The organism is Ensifer sp. Root954, from assembly GCF_001429005.1.
GTDB lineage: Bacteria > Pseudomonadota > Alphaproteobacteria > Rhizobiales > Rhizobiaceae > Ensifer > Ensifer adhaerens.
The window spans coordinates 335450-335872 of record NZ_LMJM01000014.1; the positions used below are offsets into that span (position 1 = coordinate 335450).

General features: G+C 59.6%; 1 protein-coding gene. It reads left to right on the top strand.

The window, feature by feature from the left end; translation table 11 throughout:
• On the top strand, window positions 1-257 hold a 257-nt coding region (locus ASE71_RS36610; RefSeq protein WP_210178859.1), incomplete at its 5' end, for a hypothetical protein.
• Between the last annotated feature and the right edge of the window lie 166 nt (window positions 258-423).

Here is a 423-nt window from a genome sequence, read left to right on the forward strand (position 1 = left end):
GCGCGGCTGCATGTAGCAAAAGCCCCTTGAGTGCACAAGGGATGGCTGTGGACAAATTAAACGATGGCGACGGACGGGAGGGCATTCACAGCGCGGCGCGAAAAGACGGCTTTCGGCGCGCGCATTTCAGACCAGCGAACGAAGAACCTCCCCGACGCCTTTCGAGGCTCGCTCTCGCCACGACGGGATCGTCGGCAATTCGTTCGGCATTCGCGCGCAAGATGAGCGACGGCCGCCACCCCTATTCGAACGCATGATATGGACTGGAAGACAAAGGGATGCGCCGGTTGCGCCCGGGCAGAAGGCCTAATTGGCTAACACCAGGATTAAAAACAAAAAACCCGGCCGAAGCCGGGTTTTTTTGGTGCGGTCGAGAAGACTCGAACTTCCACGGGTTGCCCCACAGCGACCTCAACGCTGCGC